Source organism: Bradyrhizobium sp. CAR08, from assembly GCF_052871955.1.
Genome location: NZ_JBIXJX010000009.1, coordinates 22,362 through 43,975 on the forward strand (window position 1 = coordinate 22,362; position 21,614 = coordinate 43,975).

Consider the following 21,614-nt stretch of genomic DNA (forward strand, 5'->3'; position numbering starts at 1 on the left):
GGATACTCCAGTGAAATTCCACATGATCAGCGGCGGACCCAAGCCGGTCGCGCCCTTCAGCCACGCGGTGGAGACCGACGGTTTTGTCTTTGTCACCGGCCAGATGCCGGACACGCCGCAAATCCCGGGCGTGCTGCCGGAGGGCATCGTGGCGCAGACGAGGGCGGTGATGGAGAATTTGAAGGTGGTGTTGGCGGGCCTCGATCTCGGTTTCGAGCACGTCGTGATGACACGCATCTATCTCACGCGTTTCAAGGAAGACTACACCGCGATGAACGAGACTTATCGCGCGTTCTTTCCGCCCGACCGCCTGCCGGCCCGCACCTGCGTCGGTGTCACCGGGCTTGCCTACGACGCGCTGATCGAGATCGACCTGGTCTGCCGCCGGCCGTGAGGAGATGATCCGTAGCCCGGATGGAGCGAAGCGCAATCCGGGATTCGTTTAACGGATACAGGGCCCCGGATTACGCTTCGCTCCATCCGGGCTACAAGCCCTTGCGTTGCCCGACGGGCAAAACACCCAAACGACGGGTCAATCCGCTCGCGCGAAAAGATTCTACTTTACCGAAATTCGACTCTGGCGTATTCAGTCGCCACCTCATCCCTGTCAGCGGGGCGTATCGCGATCGTCACGAACGCGGGGTGAGCTGCGGTGGACGCTAGTCACATCGGCGCGAAGGGCTTTGCAGGGCGGGCAACCGTGAGCGAAGGCGTCGCGCACACGACCGGTGCTATTAGCGTACGGCAAAACCGTGTCGTCCTGACGCCCGGGGTCTGTGCGTCAAGTCTTGTGGTGATGTCGCTGCCCGACCGGGCACGCAGCATCAGCCATCCGCAAGGCGACGGGGGCAATAGTGCATCGCTCCCCGGGGAGAGCTCGGCATAAGCCGTCAAACCACTGCGCAGGGAAGGCCGTGTGTTGGGCTTCACCTGTATGCCGCTGTGCAGCCTCTTGTAGCGCAACCTTCGCACAGTGGACCGTGGGTGCCAGCCGGCACCCGGTCTTCCCTGCGCCCTCTGACGAGGAGGGTGTACGAAACAAAGCAAAGCTCGGGCGAGCCAAGCCGCGAGGGCGCGAAGCTGTGTCTGCGACAAGAATCATATTCGCGCGGTGCCGGGCGCCCGCCCCGGAGACAACAAACCCCGCGATCGATGAATGCCGGTTCATTGCTGCGGAGAATTCGAATCGATAAGAATTGGCTCGCTGCGCGTCTCGCGTCGTGCAGAGAGCCGGAGGCGGATCGATCGCGTCTTGCACCTTTCGATTGCGCCTCCGACGAATCCTTCGAGGCAACGCCATTGGTTGCCGCGGCGCCTGCGCCGATCGACGTCAGGCACCGAAAGCCCGTTTCGATCGGGGGAATTTCATATGAAGTATTTTCTGTCTGCACTGATCGCGGTCGGTCTATCGATTGCCGCCGCGCCGTCGTACGCGACTGACGCCCGCAACGTCACTGTCGTCAACGAGACCGGCTATGCCATCAAATTCCTGGGCTTCAACGCCCCGGACGATGGCATGGACGAATGGGACAACGAGCTGGACAAGGTTTTGCAGAACCAGGCGAGCACCTATGTCGAGTTCGACGATGACGACGAAGGATGCGTCTGGAACGTCCGCGTCGACTGGCAGAACTATGACGAGACCGTGCTCTGGAAGAACGTCAACCTCTGCAAGTTCACGGCACTCCGGCTGCGCTACGATTCCGGCACCAAGACCACTTCGTTCGTCGCCGAGTAACTTGACCTGAGGCCAGGCGGAGGAGGGGCCGCGTGCCCTTCCTCGCCGCAATGTGCCAGATAGCGAATTCGTCCTTTGCAAGCGCAAGCGGCTTTGTTATACGCAGCCGCGCGCGAACGACAGGTTCGCCCTTTTCCTCGGTAGCTCAGCGGTAGAGCATCCGACTGTTAATCGGATGGTCGCTGGTTCGAATCCAGCCCGGGGAGCCAAATTCCGCTTCATTTTCAGCAACTTGCGCCCAGACTCTGATCTGGCGTGCGATCTCGTTGCAGCAGATCCTCAACTAGATGTGTACCGCGGCGAGCCCGCATCCTCCGCGGTGACGCCAAAACGACTCAATTGAAATCGAGCTTCCAGAGGCCGGTCCTTTACGGAGCTGATTCCCATGCGAGACATCCAGGTCGACCGTTTCCCGTTGGCCCCCTCCATTCTGCCGGCGGACATCCCCGAACTCAGCGACGACGAATGCCTCGCCTGTCTGGCGCGGGCGGTCGAGACCCACGATTCGGCACGGCTGGACGAAGTCGCCGCATTGATCGGCCGCCTCGCGGTCACGATCGAATAGGCGGCTCACCCTCGACGTTGCGAGTTGCGGAAGGGCCCGGTTTGCGGGCCAAAGCCATGTTGCGTTTTCGCAGGGCCTGTTCCAAAGATGCCGCCAACTTTCGTCCGCGGCATCGTCCGCCTTGCAGGGTCCGCAAATGTCCGTTTTCTCGACGGCGCGCCTAAAAATGGTCGATGGCCAGGTGCGCACCAGTGACGTCACCGACCGTCGTGTTCTCGACGCCATGCTCACGGTTCCGCGCGAGGCTTTCGTGCCCGCCAGCCGGCAGGCGTTGGCGTATCTCGACCTCGATCTCGACGTCAGCGAGGGAGGCGCCAAGCGGTTCCTGATCAAGCCGCAGCTGACCGGCAAGCTGCTCCAGGCCGCCGAGATCGGCGAGGATGACGACGTGCTGGTCGTCGGCTGCGCCACGGGCTATCTCGCTGCGCTGACCGCCAAGCTCGCGCGCAAAGTCATCGCGACGGAATGCGATTCGGGCCTGGCGGCAAAGGCCAACGACGCCTTCGCCGCCCTCGGGTTGGCCAACGTGGCCTGCAAGGCCGCGGCCTGCACCGAGGGTGATGCCGCCGCAGGTCCCTATGATGTGATCGTCCTCAACGGCGCCACCGAGGTGACCCCGGCAGGGCTGCTCGGGCAGCTCAAGGAGGGGGGGCGCCTGGTGGGGGTCTCGGCCGAATCCAGGCCGCCGCGAGCCATGATCGTGACCCATACCCACGGCGAATTCGGCCATCGGGCGCTGTTCGATGCCGCAGCCCCGGTCCTTCCGGGGCTGGAACGGGCCGCCGCCTTCGTCTTCTGACGGCTTTGGCCCGTTAAAATCCCGTTCTGAATCAGAAGTGTGGCCGGGATGCTGCACGTGAAGAGTTTCCACCGAGAACACCCCTCAGGTAGTTCCGTCGCGCTTGACCGCGTCCTATGTTGCGGCGGGGCAACGACTCCACTCGTAGACGGTAACCCAGCTCGCGGGCACGAGCCGGGCGTTAGAATGAACGGAATTTTTGGATGCATGGGGTGAAGCTCTTCACCGGAGCAGCGGTTTCGGTCCTGCTGCTGGCGCTTGCCGCGCCGACGCCTGCCTTGGCGGATACGATCGAGGCTGCGCTGGTGCGCGCTTATCAGAACAATCCGCAGCTCAACGCGCAGCGCGCCCAGGTGCGCTCGACTGACGAGAACGTGCCGCAAGCGCTGTCGGGCTATCGCCCCAAGGTCGGGATCAACCTCAGCACCGGCTATCAATATCAGGATATTCAGCAGACGCAGAAGGCTGTGCCGATCCATAGCGACCCGCCCCTTCAGCCCAATAGCGCCAGCCTGACCATCAACCAGACGCTCTATAACGGCAATCAGACCGCCAACAGGACGCGCGTGGCGGAAAGCCAGGTCTCGGGATCCCGCGAGGCGTTGCGTGTGCTCGAGCAGACGGTCCTGCTGCAGGCTGCCACCAGCTACATGGATTATCTTCGTGACTCCGCCACACTCGAAGTTCAGCGCAGCAATGTGCGCGTCCTCGAACAGACGCTCAAGCAAACGCGCGATCGCTTCAATGTCGGCGAGGTGACGCGCACGGACGTGGCGCAATCCGAAGCGCAGCTCGCGGCGGGCAGGACCCAGGCCCTGACGGCCGAATCGAATCTCACGACGACGCGTGCCAATTTCCGCCGGATCATCGGCAACGAGCCGACGAACCTTGCGCCGGGCTCGCCGGTCGATCGTTTCCTGCCCGGGACGCTCGCCTCCGCCGTCGGTCTCAGCCTAGTGGAGAACCCCAACGTCACGGCATCGATGTTCGGCATCGACGTCAATTATCTCCAGGTCAAGATCAACGAAGGCGCGCTGCTGCCGACCCTCACGGTTCAGGCTGGCATCACCCAGTCGTACCAGCAGACCCTGACGGTCTTCCGAACGACGACCGCTTCCGCCATCGCGACCGCCTCGGTGCCGATCTATCAGGGCGGCGCTGAATATGCGCTGATCCGCCAATCGAAAGAGAACTTGGCGCAGCAGCGCCTGAATCTTGAAACCACACGCGATCAGACCCGCGCCAACGTCGTGCAGGCCTGGGGCCAGTTGGAAGCCGGCAAGGCGCAGGTGCAGTCTGCGCAGGCGCAGGTTACGGCCTCCGAGATCGCGCTGAACGGTGTGCGCGAGGAAGCCAAGGCCGGCCAGCGCACCACGCTGGACGTGCTCAACGCGCAGCAGGCGCTGGTCAACGCGCGCGTGGCGCTCGTCACTGCCCAGCATGACCGCGTGGTGGCGTCCTATTCGGTGCTCAACGCGGTCGGTCGTCTCGCGCCGCAAGTCCTCGGCCTCAACACCACTGTCTACGATCCCAGCGTGCACTACCATCAGGTCCGCGACAGCTGGGCCGGCGTACGCACGCCAGACGGACGCTAGAGTCCCGTAATCATCCGGTCGGCCTCGCAAATAGCCGAAGCCGACCGGTGCTTTGCTTGCAATCAGCAAAATCCCTGACATAGCCTTGCCAAGAAGATGCGGGTCGATTCGCTCTGCATCCGATGCCGTGTGCGTAAAGCATGAGTGCCGAGGGCAGGGGCGCACCGCTGCACGTTGAGCTGTCATCTGGGGACAAGTCGGGCTGCCGTGACGAAAATGTCGGGCCACCCATCCGGAACCGGCCAATCCTGTCGTGCTTGGTGTAAAACAACGCATGCGAGGGCGTTGATGATGTGGAGTCGGAGATGACGCAGCCTGCAAAGGTCACAGAACCCTCGATGGAGGAGATTCTGGCCTCGATCCGGCGCATCATTGCCGACGATGAGGCCAAGCCGCCGCCGGCGGATGCCGCTAAGCCCGAGAAAGCTGCCGCCCCCGCCGCGTCACCGAAGCCGCAGGCGATCAACGATATTCCGCCATCCAAGGTCGCGCCGCCCAAACCGGCCGCCGAAAAGCCGGCACCGGCTCCGGCCGCAAAGCCGGCAGCGCCGCCGGCCGCCGCACCCGAGGTGGATGCATCCAACAATCAGGACGATATCGACGCGCTGCTGGCGGGGCTCGACGCAGCCACGCCCGCGCCGGAAATCCGTGCTCCCGAGCCGGAGCCCGAACCTGAGCCCGACGTGCTGGAATTGACCGACGATATGGCGCTGGCGATGGAGCCGACGCCGCCTCCGCCGCCGCCGAGCTTCCGCAAGGTCGAGCCGCGCGACGATCTCGAATTCGCCGAATCGCCGCCGCCGCGTCCGACGCCGGCATCCTATGCGCCCGTGGACTTCGATGCGCCGCCGCTGCCGCCCCAACAGCCGATGCTGGCGCAATCGACGGTCTCCGCGGTCGAATCCGCCTTCAATTCCCTGGCCCACACGGTGCTCAGCAGCAATGCGCGAACGCTGGAGGATTTGGTCAAGGAGATGCTGCGTCCGATGCTGAAATCCTGGCTGGACGACAATTTGCCGGGCCTGGTCGAACGCATCGTGAAGGCCGAAATCGAGCGGGTATCGCGCGGCGGCAGGTAGATCGGCCGCAGAGCCCTCATAAAGCCCTGCTTGTGGGTCATATTCTGTCTCCCGACCGGACCGGAAAGCCTGTTGCCGCCTGGCTTTCCTTTGACCTTTCCGTTGACTTGGACCCCGTGCGCGGCTTTCTAACAGCGCCATGATCGAGAAAAATTACCAGCCCGCCGATATCGAAGCCCGCATGTCCGTCGTGTGGGAGGACAGCCTTGCCTTCAAGGCCGGCCGCCCAGACCGCCGCGACGCTGTGCCCTTTACCATCGTGATCCCGCCGCCGAACGTGACGGGCTCGCTGCACATGGGCCACGCCCTCAACAACACGCTCCAGGACATCCTGTGCCGGTTCGAGCGCATGCGCGGTCGCGACGTGCTGTGGCAGCCCGGCACCGACCATGCCGGCATCGCCACCCAGATGGTGGTGGAGCGGCAGTTGATGGAGCGCCAGCAGCCCAGCCGTCGCGAGATGGGCCGCGAGAAGTTTCTGGAGCGGGTCTGGCAGTGGAAGGCCGAGAGCGGCGACACCATCATCAACCAACTCAAGCGGCTCGGCGCCTCCTGCGACTGGTCGCGCGAACGCTTCACCATGGACGAGGGCCTGTCCAAGGCCGTGGTCAAGGTGTTCGTCGAGCTGCACCGCGACGGCCTGATCTACAAGGACAAGCGGCTGGTGAACTGGGACACCAAGCTGCTCACCGCGATCTCCGATCTCGAAGTGCAGCAGACCGAGGTCAAGGGTAGCCTCTGGTACCTGCGCTATCCGATCGAGGGCAAGATCTTCAGCCCCGAGGATCCCTCGAGCTTCATCGTCGTTGCCACCACGCGCCCGGAGACCATGCTCGGCGATACCGGGGTGGCCGTGCATCCCGACGACGAGCGCTATCAGAAGCTGGTCGGCAAGAACGTGATCCTGCCGCTGGTCGGCCGCAAGATCCAGATCGTCGCCGACGATTATTCCGATCCGGAGAAGGGCTCGGGCGCGGTCAAGGTGACGCCGGCGCACGACTTCAACGATTTCGAGGTCGGCAATCGCCACGGCCTCGCCCGAATCAGCGTCATCGACAAGGAAGGTTGCCTCGATCTCCTCGACAACGAGGATTATCTGCGCGACCTGCCGGAAGGTGCCTCGCAGTTCGCCGAGGAGTTCAACAAGCTCGATCGCTTTGCAGCGCGCAAGCGCATCGTCGAGCGACTGGAATCGTTCGGTTTCGTCGAGCGGATCGAACCTCACACCCACATGGTGCCGCATGGCGACCGCTCCGGCACGGTGATCGAGCCCTATCTGACCGACCAATGGTATGTCGACGCCAAGACGCTGGCGAAGCCCGCGATGGCCGCCGTGCGTTCGGGCGAAACCACCTTCGTGCCAAAGAACTGGGAAAAAACCTATTTCGAGTGGATGGAGAACATCCAGCCCTGGTGCATCTCGCGCCAGCTCTGGTGGGGCCACCAGATCCCGGCCTGGTACGGTCCTGATGGCAAGGTGTTCGTCGCCGAGACCGAGGAGGAGGCCGTCAGCCACGCCCTCGGCTATTACGTCGAGCAGGAAGTCATCACGGTCGAGCAGGGCCGCGAGATGGCGCTCGACCGCAACAAGCGTGACGGCTTCATCACGCGCGACGAGGACGTGCTCGACACCTGGTTCTCCTCGGCGCTGTGGCCATTCTCGACCCTCGGCTGGCCCGCAGACGCGCCGGAAGTGCAGCGCTACTACCCGACCAACGCACTGGTGACGGGCTTCGACATCATCTTCTTCTGGGTCGCCCGCATGATGATGATGGGGCTGCACTTCATGAAGGAGGTGCCGTTCTCGACGATCTACATCCACGCCCTCGTCCGCGACGAGAAGGGCGCCAAGATGTCGAAGTCGAAGGGCAACGTCATCGATCCGCTCAGCCTGATCGACCAATATGGTGCGGACGCGCTGCGCTTCACGCTGGCCGCGATGGCCGCGCAGGGGCGCGACATCAAGCTCGCCACCAGCCGCGTCGAGGGCTATCGCAATTTCGCGACCAAGCTCTGGAATGCGTCGCGCTTTGCGGAGATGAACCATTGCGCCGTGCCCGAAGGCTTCGAGCCGGCGAAGGTCAAAGAGACGCTGAACCGCTGGATCGCACATGAGAGTGCGCACACCACGCGCGAGGTGACCGAGGCGATCGAGGCCTATCGCTTCAATGACGCCGCCGGCAGCATCTACCGCTTCGTGTGGAACGTCTATTGCGACTGGTATCTCGAGCTCGCAAAACCCGTGCTACTCGGCCCCGACAGCCCTGCCAAGGCCGAGACCCGCGCCATGGTGGCATGGGCGCGCGACGAGATCCTGAAACTGCTGCACCCCTTCATGCCCTTCATCACCGAGGAGCTGTGGGAGGTGACGGCCAAGCGCGACGGTCTGCTCGCGCTGGCACCGTGGCCGCTGAAGCCGGCCGGGCCGACGCCGGAGCAGCTTGCGATGCTCGCGGCGACGACGGGGCCGACCGACGCGCTCGTCTCGCCGGTTTGGGTGCTGCCGATCTTCGACCATGCCGACTTCACCGATCCCGCGGCCGAGGCCGAGATCGGCTGGGTCATTGACCTTGTCACGCAGATCCGTTCGGTGCGCGCCGAGATGAACATCCCGCCGGCGACCCTCACGGCGCTGGTGCTCGCAGGCGCCTCGGCCGAGACGAAGGAGCGCGCGCCGCGCTGGAGCGACGTCATCAAGCGCATGGCGCGGCTGTCGGACATCTCCTTCGCCGACCGTGCGCCCGACGGCGCGGTCCAGCTCCTGGTGCGCGGCGAGGTGGCCGCGCTGCCGCTGAAGGGCGTGATTGACGTCGTCGCCGAGCGCACGCGTCTGGACAAGGAGATCGGGAAGGCCGACGCCGACATCAAGCGTGCCGAGTCCAAACTGGCCAACGAGAAATTCGTGGCCAACGCGGCCGAGGAGGTCGTCGAGGAGGAGCGCGAGAAGCGCGAGGCCGCGCTCGCCCGCAAGGCCAAGCTGCTCGAGGCGCTGGAGCGGCTCAAGCAGGCGTCGTAAGCTTATTTCGGAAACGGCTTGCTGAGGAATTTCGAGCCCCTGACACCATAGCGCCAGGGCAGCTCGACCGCCTTGGTGATGCCGATCCGGATGCCGGCCGCCACCTCGACGTCCTCCGTCCGCGCATGCAGCGCGATCGGCGGACGGTCGAGCGGCAAGGCATTGTGCGCGATGGTGATGCCGAGCGCTTCGGTCAGCTTGCCCGGGCCCGAGCACAACGTGTGCAAATCCTGGAGATGGCGGCGCCGCCGCATCGCGGCGATTCCGTGGGTCGGCTCCAGCGCGCGGATCAGCACGGCGCTGGCCGAGCCTTCTTCCTCGCAGACGAAGTTCACACACCAGTGGATGCCGTAGGAGCGGTAGACATAGGCAAAGCCGGGCGGGCCGAACATCACCTGGTTCCGCGGCGTCGGGCCATTGTAGGAGTGCGCCGCCGGCTCGGTATGATGATAGGCCTCGACCTCGACGATGATCCCGCCAACGCCGTTGACCAGCATGGTCGCACCGATCAGATCGGGCGCGACCTCGTGGACGCTGCGCGCGAAAAAGCTACGCTTCAGGGCTTTGCCGAGCCGAGGAGTAGAGGTCTTCGAGACTGGAGCCATTCGAGGTGAGAATCGCCAGAGAACAGAGCAGGATATTGCCCATATCTGCCATGTTCCCTGAAGCGGTGCGAGCCGGGTTGCGATGCCCGGCCAGACCGACTAGGTAGGACTTGGTCAGACCGGACACCCCATGGTCGTTATCGTCGATACCATCTCGAACCCGCTGCGCCCACGTCACCCCGAAAAGGTGAACCGGCCCGATTCCGCTTCGCCGCCGAAGCCGGACTGGATCCGCGTACGCGCGCCCAACACCCGCGGCTATGCCGACACGCGCAACATCGTGCGCGCCAACGGCCTGCATACGGTGTGCGAGGAGGCGGGCTGCCCGAATATCGGCGAGTGCTGGGACAAGAAGCACGCGACCTTCATGATCATGGGCGACACCTGCACCCGCGCCTGTGCCTTCTGCAACGTCAAGACCGGCATGCCGAATGCACTTGACGCGGCCGAGCCGCAGAACGTCGGCGAGGCTGTGGCCAAGCTCGGCCTTGCCCATGTCGTCATCACCTCCGTGGACCGCGACGATCTCACTGACGGCGGCGCCGAGCATTTCGCCCAGACCATCCGCGCGATCCGCGCCGCGTGCCCCTCGACCACGATCGAGATCCTGACGCCCGACTTCCTGCGCAAGGAGGGGGCGCTGGAGGTCGTCGTCGCGGCGAAGCCCGACGTGTTCAACCACAATCTCGAGACCGTGCCGTCGTGCTATCTCACGGTGCGGCCGGGCGCGCGCTATTTCCATTCGATCCGGCTGTTGCAGCGGGTCAAGGAGCTCGATCCCACCATCTTCACCAAGTCCGGCATCATGGTCGGCCTCGGCGAGGAGCGCCACGAGGTGCAGCAGGTGATGGACGATCTGCGTTCCGCCGACGTCGATTTCCTGACCATCGGGCAATATCTCCAGCCGACCCGCAAGCATCACGCCGTGATGCGCTACGTGCCGCCGGACGAGTTTTCGTCCTACGAGAAGGTCGCCTACACCAAGGGTTTCCTGATGGTGTCTGCGACCCCGCTCACCCGTTCGTCGCATCATGCCGGCGAGGATTTTGCGAAACTGAAGGCCGCGCGGGCAGCAAGCGCCCGCTGAATCGCCATGCCCAATTTTTCGAGCAAGCGTCGTGTCGATCACAGCGCGTCCGAGATGTTTGATCTGGTCGCTGACGTCGAGCGCTACCCGGAATTCGTGCCGCTGTGCAGTGCGCTGAAGGTCCGTCAGCGCATGGCGAAACCCGACGGCACCGAGGTGCTGGTCGCGGACATGACGGTGTCGTTCAAGCTGGTCAGGGAATCCTTCACCAGCCGCGTGACGCTCGACCGCGCCAATTTGAAGATCCTGGTCGAATATCTGCAAGGTCCCTTCAGCAATCTGGAAAACCGTTGGACGTTCGAGCCCAAAGGCGAGAGCGTTTGCGATGTCGGCTTCTTCCTTGCCTACGAGTTCAAGAGCCGCATGCTGGCGCTCCTGATGGGCTCGATGTTCGACGCCGCGTTCGCGCGATTTTCCATCGCCTTCGAGAAGCGGGCGGATGCGATCTACGGACGGCGGAAGCTGGTGTCGTCGTAGTGGTTGCGGACGGGCACGCTCTCTCCTCCTTCATTGCGAAGAGCCCTTGCGACGAAGCAATCCAGAATCCCTCTGCGGAGAGACTCTGGATTGCTTCGCTGCGCTCGCAATGACGATGGGGAAGGCAGGCGTGCCAAAATTTCAATCCACCGCCTTCACGACATCCGGCGGCTGCGAGGCATAATACGCAGCGGCCTGCTCGATCTCCAGCGGCGTCATCGCACGGGCAATGTTGCGCATCTCTCGCCGTTGGTCTGGCATTACAGGGCCCACTCTCCAACATCGCCGCCGGCGTCATGCTGCTGCTGTTTCGACCCTTCCACATCGGCAATGACGTCGAGGTCACCTGCATGGCGGGAAAGGTCAAGTCTCTACGGGCTGGTGTGGGGCGCAGCCATCGTCAATCACAGCGCGATCAAGCAGTGCGTGCTCGATCACGTGAGTGCTTAACTCGCGGCTGCGTGAGGGATCTCACCCCCGCGGTCAGCGCGGCGGCCTGCGCTTCACCGCGTGCCGGCGCGGTGATCGTGTCACGCGCGGGCGCAGGCGGGTTACTGCGGCGGCACGTTTCGGCTTGGCCGTAACTTGCGGGCCGCGGGCGAGATCCATCAGCATGCGCAGCGCCTCGACCACGGAGCGCTGACGCACGGCGGTGCGGCCGATGGCGCCAAAGCGATGCTCGCGATGGACGATGCGTCCGTCGCGCGCGGCGGCGGCGAAATGCACGAGGCCAACCGGCTTGCCGGGCGTGGCGCCGCCGGGGCCGGCAATGCCGGTGATAGCGACTGCAAGATCGACGCCGGCACGCTCCAGCGCGCCGACCGCCATGGCTGTTGCCGTCTCCCTGCTGACGGCGCCGAAATTGCTGAGCGTGCTTACCTCGACGCCGAGCATCGCGCGCTTGGCGTCGTTGGAATAGGTGACGAAGCCGCGATCGATGACGTCGGAAGAGCCGGGGATGTCGGTCAGCGCACCGGCAACCAGGCCGCCGGTGCAGGATTCCGCGGTCGCGATCGTCAGCTTGCGCATCCGGCACAAATCGAGCAGCGAGCGGGAGAGGGCGCGTGCGTCGCTGCCGGCCATGGCCTAGACACTCCAGGGCAGACGGATGGTGGCGCTCGCGGTGGCCGCGATGCCTTCCTCGCGGCCGGTGAAGCCGAGCCGCTCGCTGGTGGTCGCCTTGACCGCGACGCGGGAGATGTCGACGCCGGAAATCTCGGCGATGCGCGCGCGCATGGTCTCGCGCAAAGGGCCGATCTTCGGCCGCTCGCAGACCATGGTCACCTCGAGATTGGCGATGCGGCCGCCGCGCTGGGTGACGCGCTCGATGGCGTATTGCAAAAACTGGTCGGAGGAGGCGCCTTTCCACTTCGCGTCGCTGGGCGGAAAGTGCGATCCGATGTCGCCGTCAGCGAGCGCGCCCAGGATGGCGTCGACCAGCGCATGCAGGCCGACATCGCCGTCGGAATGGGCCAGGAAGCCTTTGGTGTGCGGCACGCGCACGCCGCATATCATGAGATGGTCGCCCTCGCCGAAGGCGTGGACGTCGTAGCCCGTGCCGGTCCTGATGTCGCCGAGCAGGCTAGCCAGCCGCGCTTCCTCGCGCACGAAATCCTCGGGAGTGGTGAGCTTCATATTGGCAACATCGCCTTCAAAGGTTGCAACCGTCAATCCCGCCCATTCGGCAATCGCGGCATCGTCGGTGAAATCGCTGCGCCTGTCCTTGGCCGCGCGACGATGCGCTTCGAGGATGACGTCGAAACGAAAGGATTGCGGCGTCTGCGCAATTCGCAACCGCGCCCGGTCCGGCGTGTCCTCGACATTGTCATTCTCGCCGGTGATCTTGATGGTGTCGGTGACGGGAACGACGGGGATCGCCGCGCCGGTGCGGCTGGCCGCATCGATCGCGCGGGTGATCACGCCTTCCGAAACGAAGGGTCGCGCGGCGTCGTGGATCAGGACGATGTCGGGCTTGTGCCTGGCGAGCGCTTCGAGACCGGCGAGCACCGAGGCCTGCCGGGTCGCGCCGCCATTGACCGGCGCCTCGTGGCCGAGCCCTGCGACCGCCGCCGTGAACATGGCGCTGTCGTCCGGGTTCACGACTGGCTGAACTGCGAACACGTCCGCATGACGGCTGAAGGCCTCCATGGCGCGATAGATCACCGGCACGCCGCCGATCTCGCGATATTGCTTGGGGCCACCGGCGCCTGCGCGCAGGCCGCGTCCGGCAGCGACGAGGACGACTGCGGTGCGCTGTGATTTCGCCATAGGACTCAAATACTCATTTGGTGATGAAGAGAGTCGGGGGTGGGGTGATCGCCGCATGCCTCTAGCACGGCAGGCCCGCAATAAAAGGGGGTTTCCCCGGATTGTGGGAAACAGCATTTTGCTGCACTGCACTTGAAAGATTTGCAGAACTGTCTAAACTGTAGGCATGACGCTTGACTGCACAAGAATTGTGCGCAAGATAGGTCATGGCAGGCGCGATGAGGCGCTGCCAACGCAACGAGACCCCTGTGACCGGCTCGGTAGTATCAGGCTCTAAGCCATTGAAGATAGGCGATATTGATGTCGCCACCCCGGTCTTCCTGGCACCGATGTCGGGGGTGACTGACTCGCCCGTCCGCCGGCTTGCCGCGGAGTTGGGGGCCGGTCTGGTGGTGTCCGAAATGACGGCCAGCGACGAACTCGCCAATGGCCATCATATGTCCCGGTTGCGCTGCGAAGCCACGGGGATCGGTCCCCACGTGGTCCAGCTCGCCGGGTGCGAGACGCATTGGATGGCGGAGGGCGCCCGGATCGCTGAAGCCGAAGGCGCCGATATCATCGACATCAACATGGGCTGTCCGGCTCGTCACGTCACCGGCGGCCAGTCCGGTTCCGCCTTGATGCGCGACCTCGACCACGCCGTCAGCCTGATCGAAGCGACGATCGCGGCGGTGAAGGTGCCAGTGACGTTGAAGATGCGGCTCGGCTGGGACGACCGCACCCGCAACGCACCGGAACTGGCGCGGCGCGCACAGGCATCAGGCATCAAGCTCGTCACCGTGCACGGCCGCACCCGCTGCCAGTTCTACAAGGGCGAGGCCGATTGGGATGCGATCCGCGCCGTACGCGAGGCCATCTCCATTCCGCTCGTCGTCAATGGCGACATCACCACTTACGAGAAGGCCCTCGCGGCGTTAAAGGCCTCCGGCGCCGATGCCGTGATGATCGGCCGCGGCGCGCAGGGCCAGCCCTGGCTGCCCGGCCAGATCGGCCGCCGCCTCAAGGGTGGGGCGGTGGAAGCCACGCCGCCGCTCGAGACGCAGCTGCATTATGTGCGCACGCTTTATGAAGGCGTCTGCGCGCTCTACGGCCTGCGCATCGGGCTGCGGCACGCGCGAAAACATCTGGGCTGGGCGCTCGACGTCGCGGCCGATGTGAGCCGTGCGCCGGCCGAGAAGCTGAAATCCTGGCGCCAGAAAATCCTCACCTCGGAGGATCCGCACCTCGTTCACCGGTCACTGCAAGATGCCTTCGACGACTTCGCATGGAGCGCCGCTGCATGAGCTCAGTTGCTGAACATCGTCGGCCGTTTCCGTCCGACAGCGATGCCATCCTGGACGCACTTCCCAATCCCGTGCTGATGATCGGGCCGGACGGCAAAATCGTCGCCGCCAACATCGCAACCGAAGCCTTCTTCGATATCTCGACGCAGTTCTTGAAGCGGCAGTCGCTGAAAGAGCTGGTGCCGTTTGGCAGCCCCTTGCTGGCGCTGATCGACCAGGTGCGTTCGTCGAATGCACCTGTCAACGAGTACAAGGTCGATCTGGGCACGCCGCGCATGGGCGGGGACCGCCAGGTCGATCTGCACGTTGCCCCCGTCACGGAACGGCCCGGCCATATCGTGGTGATGCTCCAGGAGCGCTCCATCGCCGACAAGATGGACCGCCAGCTCACCCATCGCAGCGCCGCGCGCTCGGTGATCGCGCTCGCCGCGATGCTGGCGCACGAGATCAAGAACCCGCTCTCGGGCATCCGCGGCGCGGCGCAGCTCCTGGAGCAGCAGGCCTCCTCGGAAGACCGCATGCTGACGCGGCTGATCTGCGACGAGGCCGACCGCATCGTGACGCTGGTCGACCGCATGGAGGTGTTCGGCGACGAGCGCCCCGTGGTGCGCGGCCCCGTCAACATCCATTCGGTGCTCGATCACGTCAAACGGCTGGCGCAGTCCGGCTTTGCCCGCAACATCCGCTTCGTCGAGGACTACGATCCCTCGCTGCCCCCGGTGCTGGCGAACCAGGACCAGCTCATCCAGGTGTTCCTCAACCTGGTGAAGAACGCCGCCGAAGCGCTGATCGACGTTCCCGACGGTGAAATCCAGCTCACCACCGCGTTTCGCCCCGGCGTCCGCCTGTCAGTCCCCGGTCAAAAATCCCGTGTATCCCTGCCGCTCGAATTCTGCGTGAAGGACAACGGACCAGGCGTGCCGGACGATCTTCTGCCAAACCTGTTCGATCCCTTCGTCACCACCAAACAGACCGGCTCGGGTCTGGGCCTCGCGCTGGTCGCAAAGATTATCGGGGATCACGGGGGCATCATCGAATGCGAATCTCAGCCGCGCAAGACAACCTTCCGCGTGCTGATGCCGATGTATTCCACATCGGTGAAACATGCCGATCAAAGCAGTCACGACGGCTCTGCCGGGAAGTCGTCGTCTGCGTCACAGGGGGCGAAATGAGGATTAACGATGCCCGCAGGTAGCATTCTCGTTGCTGATGACGACACCGCCATCCGCACGGTTCTCAATCAGGCACTATCGCGCGCCGGCTACGAAGTGCGGCTGACCGGCAATGCCGCGACGCTGTGGCGCTGGGTCAGCCAGGGGGAGGGCGATCTCGTCATCACCGACGTGGTGATGCCCGACGAGAACGCGTTCGACCTGTTGCCGCGGATCAAGAAGATGCGGCCGAATTTGCCTGTTATCGTCATGAGCGCGCAAAACACCTTCATGACGGCGATCCGGGCCTCCGAGCGCGGCGCCTATGAATATCTGCCGAAGCCCTTCGATCTGAAGGAGCTGATCGCCATCGTCGGCCGCGCGCTGGCCGAGCCGAAGGAGCGGGTCTCGACGCCGAACGAGGACGCCGAGATGGAGGCGATCCCGCTGGTCGGCCGCTCGCCGGCGATGCAGGAAATCTATCGCGTGCTGGCGCGCCTGATGCAGACCGACCTCACCGTGATGATCACGGGCGAGTCCGGTACCGGCAAGGAGCTGGTGGCGCGCGCGTTGCACGATTACGGCAAGCGCCGCAATGGCCCGTTCGTCGCGGTCAACATGGCGGCGATCCCGCGCGACCTGATCGAGTCGGAGCTGTTCGGCCATGAGCGCGGCGCCTTCACCGGCGCCAACACCCGCGCCTCCGGCCGGTTCGAGCAGGCCGAGGGCGGCACGCTGTTCCTGGACGAGATCGGCGACATGCCGATGGAGGCGCAGACCCGTCTGCTGCGCGTGCTTCAGCAGGGCGAATACACCACGGTCGGCGGTCGCACCCCGATCAAGACCGACGTGCGCATCGTCGCGGCCTCCAACAAGGATCTGCGCGTCCTGATCCAGCAAGGCCTGTTCCGCGAGGATCTGTTCTTCCGCCTCAACGTCGTGCCGTTGCGCCTGCCGCCGTTGCGCGAGCGCATCGAGGATCTGCCCGATCTCATCCGTCATTTCTTCGCGCTGGCGGAGAAGGACGGCCTGCCGCCGAAGAAGCTCGACACGCTGGCGCTGGAGCGGATGAAGCAGCACCGCTGGCCGGGCAATGTGCGCGAGCTCGAGAACCTCGCCCGTCGCCTCGCCGCGCTCTATCCGCAGGACGTGATCACCGGCTCCGTCATCGACGGCGAACTGGCGCCACCCACGGTCAGCCCGGGTGCCGCCGTCCAGCATGGCGTCGACAATCTCGGCGGCGCCGTGGAGGCGTATCTCTCTTCGCACTTCCAGGGCTTCCCGAACGGCGTGCCGCCGCCGGGCCTCTATCACCGCATCTTGAAGGAGATCGAGGTGCCACTGCTCACGGCCGCGCTCGCGGCCACCCGCGGCAACCAGATCCGCGCCGCCGATCTGCTCGGCCTCAACCGCAACACGCTGCGGAAGAAGATCCGGGATCTCGATATCCAGGTGTATCGGAGCGGCGGCTAGCCCCCCGCAACGGCCGGTGGCTCAGCTCCCCCTACCAAGCGGAGCTGAGCCTGTCCGATCGCGTTGGCCGTCGTGGCTGACGCGGTGAGCAGAAGTCCCGATCGGACTGAAATGTTCCGCAGGAACATTCAAAAGGTGATTTCAGCCGCGGGACGCGGCCTCACACCTATCTGACAAACCGGCCTGAGACCTGTATTGCGCTGGCGACGTTCGCATTGGGCTCCTGCACCCCGAGACCATTGACCAGCAGGTCCGCCGCCACGATCAGCAGCAGCACGGCCGATACCATCATTGCGAGAAAGAACCTGTGCATGCTGGTCAAGCCGCCGGGGCTGGAATCCGTTCCCGCCCTCCGGCATGTCGCTGTGGATGCGCGGGTCGGTCGCGGCGGTGACGCCGCGGAATTGTCGCAATTCGGCAACAATGTGGTACGAATACATCAGTAGCCGCCCGCCGCGGCCCCCCGTTTCAGCACCCATTGCCGGAATGACCAGCGCAGACACCTCGGCCGCATCCTTTGACACGGCCCCAGCAGAAGAGCCCCGGCGTTGGTCGGCGCGACGCTGGCTGGCGCCGTTCGCCGTGGCGCTGGCGCTGCTGTCGGCCTTGCTCACCTTCCTGGTCCTGACCGGCCTCACCAGCATCGAACTGACGCCGCAAGTTGTCCGTTCGTTCTATCTGAGCAACGCAGCCACCATCCTGCTGCTGGTCGGCATCATCATCCGCGAGCTCTGGCAGCTGATCCTGGCGCGACGGCGGGGCAGGGCGGCGGCGCGCCTCCATGTCCAGATCGTCAGCCTGTTCTCGATCGTGGCGGTGCTGCCGGCGGTGCTGGTCGCCGTCGTCGCCAACGTCACCATCGAGCGCGGCCTCGACCGCCTGTTCTCCGGCCCGACCAAGGAGGTGATCCAGAATTCACTGACGATCGCGCGGGCTTACATGCAGGACCATGCGCAGCTGATCCGGGGCGACATTCTCGGCATGGCCAACGACATCGCCCACGCGCGGCCGCTCTACGACCAGGATCGCCGCTCGTTTCGCGAATTGCTGACGTCCAGCGCCGCCTCGCGCAATTTGCCGGGCGCGATGATCATCGACAAGAACACCAACATTCTCGAATCCGCCGACACCGGCATGCGGCTGGCCTATTCGCCGCCGGCACCGGACTTCCTCAGCAACGTCAACGAATCCGAACCCGAGATCGCGGTGCTGCCCGATGCGAGCTTCGTCGCCGCGGTGGTCCGCTTGCGCGCCTTCAGTGACACATTCCTCTACGTCGCACGGCCGCTCGATCCGAATGTCGTCAACCAGCTCAAGCAGACCGAGGTCAGCGTCGCCGAATACGCCCAGATCGAGTCGCGCCGGCTCGGCATCCAGGTCGCGTTCGCGCTGATGTTCGCTGTGATCGCGCTGACCATCCTGATGGCCTCGGTGCTGATCGGCCTCAACTTCGCCAACTCGCTGGTCTCGCCGATCCGGCGGCTGATGAACGCGGCCCAGACGGTCTCGACGGGCGATCTCCATGTGAAAGTGCCGGTGCACCAGTCGGAAGGCGACCTCGCCCAGCTGGGTGAGACCTTCAACAAGATGACGGAGGAGTTGCGTAGCCAGCGCGACGAGCTCGTCAACGCCAGCGAGCTCATCGACAGCCGCCGCCGCTTCATCGAGGCGGTGCTGTCGTCCGCCAGCGCCGGCATCATCGGCGTGGATACCTCAGGCAGCGTCGGCATTCTCAACCGTTCCGCCGAAAAGCTGATCGGTCACTCCGAAGCCGAGACGCTCGGCCATCCGCTCTCCGACGTGCTGCCCGAGCTCGAAGAGATGATGAAGACGGCGCGGGAAGGGACCCAGCGCCTGGTGCAGGGGCAGATCACGATCACGCGCGACGGGCAGGAACGCAATCTGTCGGTCCGCGTCAGCGCCGAGAAGACCAGCCAGCCGCACGACAGCTACATCATCACGCTCGACGACATCACCGAACTGGTCTCGGCGCAACGCACCTCGGCCTGGGGCGACGTCGCGCGCCGCATCGCGCATGAGATCAAGAATCCGCTGACCCCGATCCAGCTCTCCGCCGAACGCATTCGCCGCAAATTCGGCAAGGACATCACGGAGGGCAAGGACAAGCAGATCTTCGAACAGTGCACCGACACCATCGTGCGTCAGGTCGACGACATCCGCCGCATGGTCGACGAGTTCTCGCGCTTTGCGCGAATGCCTAAGCCGGTCATGGAGGGTGAGGACGTCGCCGACACAGTGCGGCAGGCGGTGTTCCTGATGAAGGTCGCCCACCCCGAGATCGATATCGAGGCCGAGTTCAAGGAAGACCCGCTGCGCGCTCAGTTCGACCGGCGGCTGATCTCGCAGGCCGTCACCAACATCGTCAAGAACGCCACCGAGGCGATCGAGCAGGTCCCCCTGGAGGAGCTCGGCAAAGGCCGGATCGACGTCGTGGTCTCGCGCGAGGGCGAGGACGTGCTGATCGACGTCGTCGACAACGGCATCGGCCTGCCCAAGGTGGCGCGCTCGCGCCTGCTCGAGCCCTATGTGACGACACGCGCCAAAGGCACCGGCCTTGGGCTCGCGATCGTCGGTCGCGTGCTGGAAGACCATGGCGGGCGCATCGAGCTGAAGGATGCCTCGGACTTCCGCGAGGGCCAGCGCGGCGCCTGGATGCGGATGCGTTTTGCGATCGCCGGCGCTCCCGCGAAAAGCGAGGGGGCCGAACCGGCAGCCGCGGCAACGACCAAGCCGGAAAGCGGCGAAACGGCCACGCAATCCCTCAAGGATCCGGAAACAAAAGAGGCGGCCGTCGAAACCAAAAAGCCGGCTGAAAAGACCAATGATTCAACGAAGATCAAAGCCTCAACAGGCAGCTGAGAAAACAGGCGATCCATGGCAAGTGAAATTCTGATTGTCGATGATGAGGCCGATATTCGGGATCTCGTTGCGGGCATCCTCGAAGACGAGGGTTTCGTGACCCGGACCGCGCGCGACAGCGATACGGCGCTCGCCGAGATCGCCAACCGCAGGCCGCATCTGGTGTTCCTCGACATCTGGCTGCAGGGCTCCAAGCTCGACGGCTTGCAGCTCTTGGAGCAGGTCAAGAAGGACAACCCCGATCTGCCGGTCGTGATGATCTCCGGCCACGGCAACATCGAGACTGCGGTCGCCGCGATCAAGCGTGGCGCCTACGACTTCATCGAGAAGCCGTTCAAGACCGACCGGCTGATCCTGGTCGCCAACCGTGCACTGGAGAACTCGCGGCTCAAGCGCGAGGTCAAGGAGCTGAAGCAGCTCGCGCCGAGCGCAAGCTCGCTGGTCGGCCGCTCGCCCAGCATGAACCAGCTGCGCCAGACCATCGAGCGTGCGGCCAAGGCCAACAGCCGCATCCTGATCGTCGGCCCCGCGGGCGCCGGCAAGGAACTGACCGCCCGCACGTTGCACACGGCCTCGGGCCGCGCCGACGGCCCCTTCGTCGTCATCAACGCCGCTGCGATCACGCCCGAGCGGATGGAGCACGAGCTGTTCGGCATCGAGCAGTCCAACGGCGAGCACGCGCGCAAGCCCGGCGCACTCGAAGAGGCTCATGGCGGCACGCTGTTCATCGACGAGATCGCGGACATGCCGCGCGAGACCCAGAACAAGATCTTGCGCGTGCTGGTCGAGCAGTCGTTCCAGCGCGTCGGCGGCAACGGCAAGGTGCAGGTCGACGTCCGCATCATCTCCTCCACCGCGCGCAACCTCGAAGAGGAAATCGCGGCCGGTCATTTCCGCGAGGACCTCTATCACCGGCTCTCGGTGGTGCCGATCCGCGTGCCCGCATTGTCGGAGCGGCGTGAAGACATTCCGGAATTGATCGACTATTTCATGGAGCAGATCTCCGCGGGCAGCGGCCTGCCCAAGCGGCAGATCGGCCAGGACGCGATGGCGGTACTGCAGTCGCATGTCTGGCCGGGCAATGTGCGCCAGCTCCGCAACAACGTTGAGAGAGTCATGATTCTCGCCGCTGGCGGGCCGGAAGTCATCATCACTGCCGACATGCTGCCGCAGGATGTCGGCTCCATGGTGCCCGCGATGCCGACCAGCAACAATGGCGAGCACATCATGGGCCTGCCGCTGCGCGAAGCGCGCGAAGTGTTCGAGCGCGACTATTTGATTGCACAGATCAGCCGTTTTTCAGGAAATATTTCTCGCACGGCCGAGTTTGTTGGCATGGAACGCTCGGCGCTGCACCGGAAGTTGAAGGCGCTCGGCGTCGGCTAACGCTGCGACGTCGTTGGAATAGGCGAGGAAAATCATCGATTTCCGTAGTTTTTCGGGGCAATACGGCATGGGCTGCCGCGTGAAGCGGCTTGCCTAATAAGCCTACCTGTCCTCTAATTGAACCGCTGTCCCCCCGAGGGGGATCTCATGAGGGACGGCAACCGGACGAGGACCCCGAGTTTCAAAAGAGGGCCGCAACCGGCGCAATAAAA

The 21,614-nt window shown here is 64.5% G+C and carries 18 protein-coding genes, 1 tRNA gene and 2 pseudogenes; 16 read left to right on the plus strand and 5 right to left on the minus strand.

The genetic code is table 11. From position 1 onward, the window contains the following. Nucleotides 1–10: 10 nt before the first annotated feature. The 8 genes from ACIPUD_RS19580 (at nt 11) to ACIPUD_RS19615 (ending at nt 8,792) form a co-directional block, all read left to right on the plus strand. The gene (locus ACIPUD_RS19580) at nt 11–394 is read left to right on the plus strand and encodes a RidA family protein (RefSeq protein ID WP_026233445.1); all 384 of its coding nucleotides are present in this window, start codon (nt 11–13) and stop codon (nt 392–394) included. A 975-nt stretch (nt 395–1,369) separates the two neighbouring features. Beyond that, nucleotides 1,370–1,738, plus strand: a complete 369-nt coding sequence (locus ACIPUD_RS19585; RefSeq protein ID WP_018457812.1) for a hypothetical protein — start codon at nt 1,370–1,372, stop codon at nt 1,736–1,738. A gap of 134 nt (nt 1,739–1,872) precedes the next feature. Further along, nucleotides 1,873–1,947, plus strand: a tRNA-Asn gene (locus ACIPUD_RS19590). A 176-nt stretch (nt 1,948–2,123) separates the two neighbouring features. Beyond that, complete coding sequence (locus tag ACIPUD_RS19595; RefSeq protein ID WP_026233446.1) at nt 2,124–2,303, plus strand: hypothetical protein; 180 nt, start codon at nt 2,124–2,126, stop codon at nt 2,301–2,303. Between the two features lie 136 nt (nt 2,304–2,439). Continuing rightward, complete coding sequence (locus ACIPUD_RS19600; RefSeq protein WP_018457814.1) at nt 2,440–3,102, plus strand: protein-L-isoaspartate O-methyltransferase family protein; 663 nt, start codon at nt 2,440–2,442, stop codon at nt 3,100–3,102. 203 nt (nt 3,103–3,305) lie between these two features. After that, nucleotides 3,306–4,697, plus strand: a complete 1,392-nt coding sequence (locus ACIPUD_RS19605; protein WP_018457815.1) for a TolC family outer membrane protein — start codon at nt 3,306–3,308, stop codon at nt 4,695–4,697. A gap of 305 nt (nt 4,698–5,002) precedes the next feature. Beyond that, the gene (locus ACIPUD_RS19610; protein ID WP_446481370.1) at nt 5,003–5,776 is read left to right on the plus strand and encodes a PopZ family protein; all 774 of its coding nucleotides are present in this window, start codon (nt 5,003–5,005) and stop codon (nt 5,774–5,776) included. A gap of 139 nt (nt 5,777–5,915) precedes the next feature. Next, nucleotides 5,916–8,792: a valine--tRNA ligase gene (locus tag ACIPUD_RS19615; protein ID WP_085349819.1), complete on the plus strand. Its 2,877-nt coding sequence runs from the start codon at nt 5,916–5,918 to the stop codon at nt 8,790–8,792. 2 nt (nt 8,793–8,794) lie between these two features. On the opposite strand, the gene ACIPUD_RS19620 is transcribed toward ACIPUD_RS19615, so the two are convergent. Next, nucleotides 8,795–9,397 carry a DNA-3-methyladenine glycosylase gene (locus tag ACIPUD_RS19620; RefSeq protein ID WP_446481371.1) on the minus strand — a complete coding sequence of 201 codons (603 nt, stop codon included), beginning with the start codon at nt 9,395–9,397 and terminating at the stop codon, nt 8,795–8,797. 130 nt (nt 9,398–9,527) lie between these two features. On the opposite strand from ACIPUD_RS19620, the gene lipA reads away from it, so the two are divergent. Both lipA and ACIPUD_RS19630 read left to right on the plus strand, forming a co-directional pair. After that, nucleotides 9,528–10,484, plus strand: a complete 957-nt coding sequence (gene lipA, locus ACIPUD_RS19625; protein WP_018457819.1) for a lipoyl synthase — start codon at nt 9,528–9,530, stop codon at nt 10,482–10,484. Between the two features lie 6 nt (nt 10,485–10,490). After that, nucleotides 10,491–10,961 carry a type II toxin-antitoxin system RatA family toxin gene (locus tag ACIPUD_RS19630; protein ID WP_018457820.1) on the plus strand — a complete coding sequence of 157 codons (471 nt, stop codon included), beginning with the start codon at nt 10,491–10,493 and terminating at the stop codon, nt 10,959–10,961. 141 nt (nt 10,962–11,102) lie between these two features. On the opposite strand, the pseudogene ACIPUD_RS19635 reads toward ACIPUD_RS19630, so the two are convergent. Beyond that, nucleotides 11,103–11,216: pseudogene (locus ACIPUD_RS19635) on the minus strand (c-type cytochrome); the annotation flags it as partial. Here ACIPUD_RS19635 and ACIPUD_RS19640 point away from each other — a divergent pair. Further along, nucleotides 11,198–11,291, plus strand: a pseudogene (locus tag ACIPUD_RS19640) (mechanosensitive ion channel family protein); the annotation flags it as partial. The pseudogenes ACIPUD_RS19635 and ACIPUD_RS19640 overlap by 19 nt on opposite strands. 153 nt (nt 11,292–11,444) lie before the next feature. On the opposite strand, the gene ACIPUD_RS19645 reads toward ACIPUD_RS19640, so the two are convergent. Continuing rightward, nucleotides 11,445–12,044, minus strand: coding sequence for a CinA family protein (locus ACIPUD_RS19645; RefSeq protein WP_446481372.1), 600 nt, complete (start codon nt 12,042–12,044; stop codon nt 11,445–11,447). A 3-nt stretch (nt 12,045–12,047) separates the two neighbouring features. Next, on the minus strand, nt 12,048–13,229 hold the full coding sequence (locus ACIPUD_RS19650) for a bifunctional 2-C-methyl-D-erythritol 4-phosphate cytidylyltransferase/2-C-methyl-D-erythritol 2,4-cyclodiphosphate synthase (protein ID WP_446481373.1): 1,182 nt from the start codon (nt 13,227–13,229) through the stop codon (nt 12,048–12,050). Nucleotides 13,230–13,510: 281 nt separating this feature from the next. Here ACIPUD_RS19650 and dusB point away from each other — a divergent pair, with 281 nt between their 5' ends. From dusB to ntrC, 3 genes are read left to right on the plus strand one after another with little or no spacing between them, the layout of a single operon-like run. Then, on the plus strand, nt 13,511–14,512 hold the full coding sequence (gene dusB / locus ACIPUD_RS19655; RefSeq protein WP_018457824.1) for a tRNA dihydrouridine synthase DusB: 1,002 nt from the start codon (nt 13,511–13,513) through the stop codon (nt 14,510–14,512). Then, nucleotides 14,509–15,684, plus strand: coding sequence for a two-component system sensor histidine kinase NtrB (locus tag ACIPUD_RS19660; RefSeq protein ID WP_026233448.1), 1,176 nt, complete (start codon nt 14,509–14,511; stop codon nt 15,682–15,684). Before dusB ends, ACIPUD_RS19660 begins: the two co-directional genes overlap by 4 nt. Nucleotides 15,685–15,693: 9 nt before the next feature. Continuing rightward, complete coding sequence (gene ntrC, locus ACIPUD_RS19665; RefSeq protein WP_007610301.1) at nt 15,694–17,136, plus strand: nitrogen regulation protein NR(I); 1,443 nt, start codon at nt 15,694–15,696, stop codon at nt 17,134–17,136. 166 nt (nt 17,137–17,302) lie between these two features. Here ntrC and ACIPUD_RS19670 read toward each other — a convergent pair whose 3' ends face one another. Then, entirely contained in the window at nt 17,303–17,449 is a 147-nt protein-coding gene (locus tag ACIPUD_RS19670; RefSeq protein WP_018457826.1) for a hypothetical protein, read from the minus strand. Between the two features lie 173 nt (nt 17,450–17,622). Between ACIPUD_RS19670 and ACIPUD_RS19675 the strand changes: the two genes are divergently transcribed. After that, on the plus strand, nt 17,623–20,016 hold the full coding sequence (locus ACIPUD_RS19675; protein ID WP_446481374.1) for an ATP-binding protein: 2,394 nt from the start codon (nt 17,623–17,625) through the stop codon (nt 20,014–20,016). A 15-nt stretch (nt 20,017–20,031) separates the two neighbouring features. After that, nucleotides 20,032–21,402: a nitrogen assimilation response regulator NtrX gene (ntrX, locus tag ACIPUD_RS19680; RefSeq protein ID WP_007591127.1), complete on the plus strand. Its 1,371-nt coding sequence runs from the start codon at nt 20,032–20,034 to the stop codon at nt 21,400–21,402. The last annotated feature ends 212 nt before the right edge of the window (nt 21,403–21,614 follow it).